Origin of the sequence: Gemmobacter sp., assembly GCF_016792925.1 — a bacterium.
GTDB lineage: Bacteria > Pseudomonadota > Alphaproteobacteria > Rhodobacterales > Rhodobacteraceae > Gemmobacter.
In genome coordinates this window covers 1-7556 of the sequence record NZ_JAEULU010000357.1, presented here as the reverse complement: position 1 = coordinate 7556, position 7556 = coordinate 1, and the positions used below count along the sequence as shown (strand labels likewise).

The following is a 7556-nucleotide window of genomic DNA, read 5'->3' as shown; positions in this document are numbered from 1 at the left end:
AAATATCCCACGGGGGTCCGGGGGCGTGAAGCCCCCGGCGCTGGCCCAGCAAACCACCCGGAGCAGCCCATGACCGACCGTATCGCCCTTGTCACCGGTGCCTCGCGCGGCCTTGGTTTCGCCATGGCGGAAGAGCTGGCCACCCTCGGCTGGCATGTGGTGGCGGTCGCGCGCACCGTCGGCGGGTTGGAGGAGCTGGACGACCGCGTGAAGGAAAAGCGCCAGCCCGGCGCTGGCGAGCTGACCCTGGCGCCGATGGACATCACCAATGATGACGCCATGGCCTATCTTGCCAATTCCATTGGCGAGCGGTGGGGCAAGCTGGATCTTTGGGTCCATGCCGCCGTGCATGCTGCACCGCTGACCCCCGCCAATTTCCTCGACATGAAGGATTGGGACAAATCGGTGGCCATCAACGCGCGCGCGACCGGGATGCTGATCCCGCTGATCGCGCCGCTCTTGGGCGCCGAGGGGCAGGCGCTGTTCCTCGATGACCCGCGCGCAGGCCAGATGTATTTCGGCGCTTATGGTGCCAGCAAGGCCGCGCAGCTGGCGCTGGCCCGCAGCTGGCAGGTGGAATCGGCCAAGATCGGCCCGCGCATCCGCATCGAGACCCCCGCGCCGATGGCCACCGCCACCCGCGCGCGCTTCTTCCCCGGCGAGGATCGCTCGGTGCTGGCGGACATCAAGGCCGAGGCCGCCCGGCTGGTGGCGCTGCTTTAGGCCGTGCCATAGCCCACCAGCGCCTTGACCTCGCAGAAGTCATGGATGCCCCAACCGGCATATTCCCGCCCGTTACCCGACTGCTTGTAGCCGCCAAAGGGCGCGAATGTATCCCACTCGGGGTAATTCAGGTTCACCTGCCCGGCCCGCAGCCGCCGCCCGACCGCGCGCGCCTCTGACACCTCGCCCTGCACATAGGCGGCCAGCCCATAGGGCGTGTCATTGGCCATGGCCACGGCCTCATCCACCGTGTCATAGGGCAGAATGGCCAGCACCGGGCCAAAGATTTCCTCGCGCGCGATGGTCATATCGTTGGTCACGCCGCCGAACACCGTGGGCCGCACATACCAGCCCCGGTTCACCCCCTCGGGCCGCCCGATCCCGCCCGCGACCAGCACCGCCCCCTCGGCCATGCCCTGTGCGATCAGCCCGTGCACCTTGTCGAATTGCGCCCTGGAGACCAGCGGCCCCATCGTGGTCGTCTCGTCGCCAGTGGCCCCAATCACCACCTCGGCGGCCACCTCTGCCGCCACGCGCAGCGCCGCCTCATGCGCCGCGCGCGGCACGAACATCCGTGTCGGCGCATCGCAGCTTTGTCCGGTATTGCCGAAACAGCCCTCCACCCCGCCGCGCACCGCCGCCGCCAGATCGGCAGAGGGCAAGATGATATTGGCCGATTTCCCGCCCAGCTCCTGCGCCACCCGCTTCACCGTGGGCGCCGCCGCCGCCGCCACCGCCGTGCCCGCGCGGGTCGAGCCGGTGAAGCTCACCATATCCACCTCTGGGTGCGAAGCCAGCCGATGCCCCACCACCGGCCCCATGCCGTTCACCAGATTGAACACGCCCTTCGGCACCCCGGCCTCGTGGCACACTTCGGCAAAGAGCAGCCCCGAGAGCGGCGCAATTTCCGAGGGTTTCAGCACCATGGTGCACCCCGCCACCAGCGCAGGCGCAACCTTGCAGGCGATCTGGTTCATCGGCCAGTTCCACGGCGTGATCAGCCCGCAAACCCCGATCCCCTCATGGATGATCCGGGTGGCGCCACGGGAATATTCCCACACCATCTCCTCGGCGGCCTGCAAAGTGCTTTCGATATGCACCTGCCCGGCCCAGGCCTGCGCCCCCCGCGCCCAGGCAATCGGGGCGCCCATCTCCAGTCTCATCGCCTGCGCGAAATCCTCGTATCGCGCGTTGTAAACCTCCAGAATGCGCCGCAGCAGGGCGATCCGCTCGGCCAAAGGCGTGGCGCAAAAGCCGTCAAAGGCCGCACGCGCCGCCAGAATGGCGCGATCTGCATCCGCCACCGAGCCAAGCGCGATCTCGGTCACGATCTCCTCGGTCGCCGGGTTCTCCACCCCCAGCCGCTCGGGCGCCATCGGCTCAACCCATTCACCGTCAATATAGAATTTCGCGGGATGCTGCGGGATCATGGCGCTTACCTGAAATGGATGTTGAAGCGGGAGCGGACGGCGGCGTCGATCTCTGGCGCGATCTGGCAACCCGCCTTGCCCAGAATCTCAGTCTTGCGCTGAATGGCCCGATCCAGCAACAGCGGCTTTCCGGCCTCGGCCCATTCCTTTGGCGACATGCGGTTGCCGACCTTCGGATAGACATATTCGGTCTGCATCAGGCCCAGCGTCTGCATCGAACCCAGATAATGCCCCGGCCCGCCCAGACACACCTCCTTCATCGCCTCAAGGCTGGTGGTGTCGGGCGTCACATCAATGCCCCGCACCAGCCGCATCACCTGCCCCAGAATGTCATCACCCAGCACGAGGCTTTCCAGACAGAACCCCAGAAGCGAGGCATGCATCCCGACCGCCTCATAGCACATGTTGAGGCCCGCCAGCCCCGCAAGGCTGTTGGTGATGCCCTGCTCCCATCCCGCCTGCATATCCGGCAGCTTGCTGTCACTGATGCCGCTGGCCGCCCCGCCGGGAAGGCCATAGAATTGGTGCATCTGCGCACAACCCGCCGTCAGCAGCGCCTGCTCGGCAGAGCCGCCCGACATGGCGCCGGTGCGCAAATCGCTCACGAAAGGCCAGGTGCCAAAGATTGCGGGCGCGCCGGGCTGGATCGCGTTCACATAGACCACGCCCGCCAGACATTCGGCAACTGCCTGCACGATCGCCAAGGCGATCGGCGCGGGCGCAGTGGCCCCCGCCTGACCCGCGCTCAGCAGCAGCACCGGCATGCCGCGCCGCACGCAATCCTCCATCACCCGGCAGGATTCCTCGGCAAACTTCATCGGCGGCACAACAAAGCAATTGGAATTGCTGACAAAAGGCCGCGCCCGCCATTTGTCCTCGCCCCCCGCCACCAGATGCAGCAGATCGAAACAGCCCGCCACATGCGACGGGTCGCTGAACGAGGTGCCCACATGCTTCGTCGTGCCCGCAAGGCAGGCATAAAGCGTGTTCACATCCATATCGTAATTGTCCAGCACATCGCGGCACACCATGGTGCGCTGGTAAAAATGCACATTGTCCAGATGCTGCACCAGCCGCGCCGCGTCATACAGATCCTGCGCCGTGCTGTCGCGATAGTCCAGCGTCACCGGGTCTACGATGTGCACCGCAGCGCCCGCTGTGCCAAAATGCACATTTGTGCCCTGCAAATGCAGATCTTGGCCCGGGTTGCGGGCATGAAGCGTGATGCCGCGCGCGGCCTTGGCCAGCATATCCTCCACCAGCGCGCGGGGAAAGCGGATGCGCCCATCCGCCCCCAGAATGGCCCCCGCCCCGGTCAGGATCTCCACGCCCGAAGGCGGCGCATTGGCAAAGCCGATCTGCTCCAGCGCCTGCAAGGCCGCCTCGTGGATCTGCGCCATCCCCGCCTCGGTCAGCGGCCGATACTGCCCGCCCGGCAAACCGGGCCGCACCGGGCGCAGGGCCTCCGCCAAAGGCGCCGCCCGCTCCGCCACCCGCGCCGCCCGCCCACCAGACCGCGCCCCGCGCTTTGCCTCTGCTGCTTCCGCCATCACCCGCTCCCTGCTCATTTTCTGTTCCCAAATATCCCGGGGGTGCGGGGGCTGGCCCCCGCTGCGTGGGGGATGTGCGGGGGCTGGCCCCCGCCTCGACCAGCGTCACAGGCGCACCCGCGCCGAAGTCGGATCATACATCGCCGCCAGCGAGGCCACCGCCCGATGCCGCACGCCGGCCACCTCGATCTCGTAAACGGAACCGAGGATTTCCGCCTCCGTTTCCTCCTTGCAGGGCACCCAGCCCATGCCAATCGCCGCGCCCAGATGATGCCCGTAATTGCCACTGGTCACCGGCCCGATGATCTTGCCATCGCGCAGCAGCGCCTCATTATGGAACAAGAGCGGCTCCGGGTCTTCCAGCCGGAACTGCACCAGACGCCGCTCCAACCCCGCCTCCGCCTTGCGCAAGACCGCCTCGCGCCCGATGAATGCGGGCTTGGCGGTGCGCACCGCGAAACCAAGGCCCGCCTCCAGCACATGATCCTCATCGGTGATGTCATGGCCCCAATGGCGATAGGCCTTCTCAATCCGGCAACTGTCCAGTGCATGCAGCCCGCACAGCTTCAAGCCCGGCTCCGCCGCCATGATCGCCTCGAACACATGCGCCGCCTGATCGGCGCTCACATAAAGCTCCCAGCCCAGCTCGCCCACATAGGTCACCCGATGCGCCCGCGCGAGACCCATGCCGATCTCGATTTCTCGCGCCGTGCCAAAGGGATGCGCGGCATTGCTGAAGTCATTCGGGCTGACTTTTTGCAGCACCGACCGCGCCTCCGGCCCCATCAGGCACAGCACCGCCTCTGCCGCCGTCACATCGGTGATCACCGCAAACTCATCGCCCACATGCGCCCGCAGCCAGGCCAGATCGCGCTGCAAGGTTGCCCCCGGCACCACCAGCAAAAACGCCGTCTCGCTCAGCCGCGTCACCGTCAGATCGCTTTCGATCCCGCCCCGGTCATTCAGCATCTGGCCATAAACGATGCGCCCCACCGGCACATCCACTTGCGCCGCACAGACCCGGTTCAGAAACCGGCAGGCATCGCGCCCCTCGACCCGGATCTTCCCGAAAGAGGACATATCGAACAATCCGGCCTTTTCGCGCACTGCGAGATGTTCGGCTTTCTGGTTCTCGAACCAGTTTTGCCGCCCCCAGCTGTAGCGATATTCGTGCTCCTGCCCGTCCCGCGCGAACCAGTTCGCGCGCTCCCACCCGGCCACTTCGCCAAACACCGCCCCCCGCGCCGCCAGCGCCTCATGCAGCGGCGTCCGCCGCACCCCGCGCGAGGTCACCACCTGCCGGTAGGGGTAGTGATCGGCATAAAGCAGGCCCAGCGTCTCGCTCACCCGCTCTTTCAGATAGGCGCGGTTCTTCTGGAAAGGTTGCGCCCGGCGAATATCCACATCCCACAGGTCAAACGGCGGATGGCCTTCGGTGATCCAATGCGCCAAAGCCATGCCCGCCCCACCCGAGGAGATGATGCCAATCGAGTTATACCCCGCCGCCACCCAATAGCCGCCCAGCTCCGGCGCGGGGCCAAGGTAATAGCGGTCATCAGGGGTAAAGCTTTCTGGCCCATTGAAAAAGGTGTGAATCCCCGCCGACTCGAACATCGGCATCCGGTTCGTCGCCATCTCCAGAATCGGCGCGAAATGATCCCAATCCTCGGGCAGCGTGTCGAACTCGAAATCCTCGCGAATGCCGCCCATGCCCCAGGGCTTTGCCTTCGGCTCAAAGGCCCCCAGCATCATCTTGCCGGCGTCGGATTTGTAATAGGCGCATTCATCCACCACCCGCAGCACGGGCATGTCGCCCAAGCCCTTGATAGGCTCGGTCACCAGATAGAAATGCTCCGCCGCATGTAGCGGCACCGTCACGCCATTCTGCGCCGCCAGATCCCGCCCCCACATGCCGCCGCAATTCACCACCAGATCGGCAGCGATATGGCCCGGCCCTTCCGGGCCCAGATAATCCACCCCGGTCACCTTGCGGCGCGGGCCTTCCGTGACCTCGGTCACCGCCGTCACCTTGACATTTTCGAACAACAGCGCCCCGTTCATCCGTGCGCCCTTGGCCAAAGCCATGGTGATATTCGCCGGGTCACATTGCCCATCGCCCGGCAGATGCACCCCGCCCACCACGCCTTCGATGTTCAGATGCGGATACAGCGCCTTCACCTCGGCAGGCGTGATCCGATGCACCTCCACCCCGAAAATATCGGCGATGGTGCCTTGGCGCAAAATCTCCTGCATCCGGTCTTCCGTCAGGGCCACGGTCATCGATCCCACGGTCTTCATCCCCGTCGCCACGCCGGTCTCGGCCTCAAGGCGGCGATACAGCTCCGCCGAATATTTCGCCAATCGCGTCATATTCTGATTGGCGCGCAGCTGCCCGATCAGCCCCGCCGCATGCCAGGTGGTGCCCGACGTCAGCCGCTTGCGCTCCAAAAGCACAATGTCGCGCCAGCCCGCCTTGGCCAGGTGATAGGCCACCGAACACCCGGACACCCCGCCCCCGATGATCACCGCCCGCGCTTTGGAAGGAATTGCCGCCATGGTCTCACTCTTTTTCTGTCTGAAAATATCCCGGGGGGTCGCGGGGGGCTGGCCCCCCGCGGTGTTCAGCCGCGCAGCCGCCGGTTTTCCGGGTCCCAGAGCGGCCGGTCCTCCTGCACCACGGCCCGGTGGCGGGTGCCGAAAATCTCCACCTCCACCTCGGTGCCCGGCACCGCCAGGTCGGCGCGCAGCATGCCGAGGCCAATACAGGCCCCCACCCGATGCCCGAACGCGCCCGAGGTCACCTCGCCCACCACCCGTTCGCCCTGCCAGATCGTCGACATATAGGGCGGGTCGTAATCGCCCGCCTCGATCACCAGCGTGGCAAAGCGCTTGGAAACCCCGGCCTGCCGCTCGGCCTCCAACGCCGATTTTCCGCGAAAATCGGCTTTGCCCCAATCGACAAAGCGCTCCAGCCCGCCCTGCAACACGGTGTAATCGGTCGAAAGGTCGCCCTTCCAGGCGCGATAGCCCTTTTCGATCCGAAGCTGGTTCAGCGCGAACATCCCGAAAGGTTTCAAGCCCTTATCGGCCCCCGCGTCCATCACCGCCGCATAAACCGTCGGCGTGTCGGCAGCGCGCGAATGAATTTCCCAGCCGAGTTCGCCGGCAAAGCTCACCCGCATCAGCACCACCTCGCGCCCCGCGATCCGCGCCTCTTGCCAGCTGAGCCAGGGCAGGCCCAGATCGGCCTCCGCGACCGGGGTCAAGACCTCGCGCGCCCGCGGCCCGGTCACGATCTGCGTCGCCCAATCGGCGCTTTCATCGGTGAGGGTCAGCCCTGGCGCCAGATGCCGCCGCAGCCAATCGCCGTCGTGCCCCTGCGCCGTGGCAGCCGTGATCAGCCAGAACGCCTCCGCCCCCAGCCGCACCGCCGACATTTCGGTGACGATCCGGCCCTTGTCATCGGCGAAATAGCACAGGCCCACCCGGCCCGCCCCCGGCACTTTGCCGGTGATCTGCTGCGCCAGCCAATCCACCGCGCCCGGCCCCTCCAGCCGGAAACGGCTGAAGCCCGGCAGGTCAAGGATGCCGCAAGCGTCCCGCACCGCCGCGCATTCCGCCTGCACCGCCGCCGCCCAAGGCCCGTTCCGCGCCCAGCTGCGCTGCGCCGCCTCGCTGGTGTCATCGCCGGGGCGGGCATACCACAGCGCGCGTTCCCAGCCATTATAGGGGCCAAACTGCGCGCCCTGCGCCTTCACCTGCGCATGGACGGGCGACAGGCGCTTGTCGCGCCCGGCGGGCCAGGCGTGATGGGGAAAGTGAATGGCATATTCATGTCCGTAAACTTCCATCC

Annotated in this window: 5 protein-coding genes; 1 reads left to right on the top strand and 4 read right to left on the bottom strand. The window is 66.3% G+C overall.

Annotation, left to right across the window (positions count from 1 at the left end; all coding sequences use genetic code 11):
• Positions 1-69: 69 nt before the first annotated feature.
• Positions 70-723 carry an SDR family NAD(P)-dependent oxidoreductase gene (locus JNN06_RS17625; protein WP_291240898.1) on the top strand — a complete coding sequence of 218 codons (654 nt, stop codon included), beginning with the start codon at positions 70-72 and terminating at the stop codon, positions 721-723.
• Here the strand turns inward: JNN06_RS17625 and JNN06_RS17620 are convergent.
• The 4 genes from JNN06_RS17620 to JNN06_RS17605 form a co-directional block, all read right to left on the bottom strand.
• Positions 720-2153: an aldehyde dehydrogenase family protein gene (locus JNN06_RS17620; RefSeq protein WP_291240897.1), complete on the bottom strand. Its 1434-nt coding sequence runs from the start codon at positions 2151-2153 to the stop codon at positions 720-722. The genes JNN06_RS17625 and JNN06_RS17620 overlap by 4 nt on opposite strands.
• Before the next feature lie 5 nt (positions 2154-2158).
• The gene (locus tag JNN06_RS17615; RefSeq protein WP_291240896.1) at positions 2159-3703 is read right to left on the bottom strand and encodes a trimethylamine methyltransferase family protein; all 1545 of its coding nucleotides are present in this window, start codon (positions 3701-3703) and stop codon (positions 2159-2161) included.
• A gap of 105 nt (positions 3704-3808) precedes the next feature.
• Positions 3809-6259, bottom strand: a complete 2451-nt coding sequence (locus JNN06_RS17610) for an FAD-dependent oxidoreductase (protein WP_291240895.1) — start codon at positions 6257-6259, stop codon at positions 3809-3811.
• A gap of 65 nt (positions 6260-6324) precedes the next feature.
• A partial coding sequence (locus JNN06_RS17605; RefSeq protein ID WP_291240894.1) for a glycine cleavage T C-terminal barrel domain-containing protein occupies positions 6325-7556 on the bottom strand: 1232 nt, incomplete at its 5' end.

Bases quoted from the DNA above. Each gene is read 5' to 3' on its own strand.
- JNN06_RS17610 (WP_291240895.1), bottom strand. From the start codon at position 6,259: ATGGCGGCAATTCCTTCCAAAGCGCGGGCGGTGATCATCGGGGGCGGG.
- JNN06_RS17620 (WP_291240897.1), bottom strand. From the start codon at position 2,153: ATGATCCCGCAGCATCCCGCGAAATTCTATATTGACGGTGAATGGGTT.
- JNN06_RS17615 (WP_291240896.1), bottom strand. From the start codon at position 3,703: ATGGCGGAAGCAGCAGAGGCAAAGCGCGGGGCGCGGTCTGGTGGGCGG.
- JNN06_RS17625 (WP_291240898.1), top strand. From the start codon at position 70: ATGACCGACCGTATCGCCCTTGTCACCGGTGCCTCGCGCGGCCTTGGT.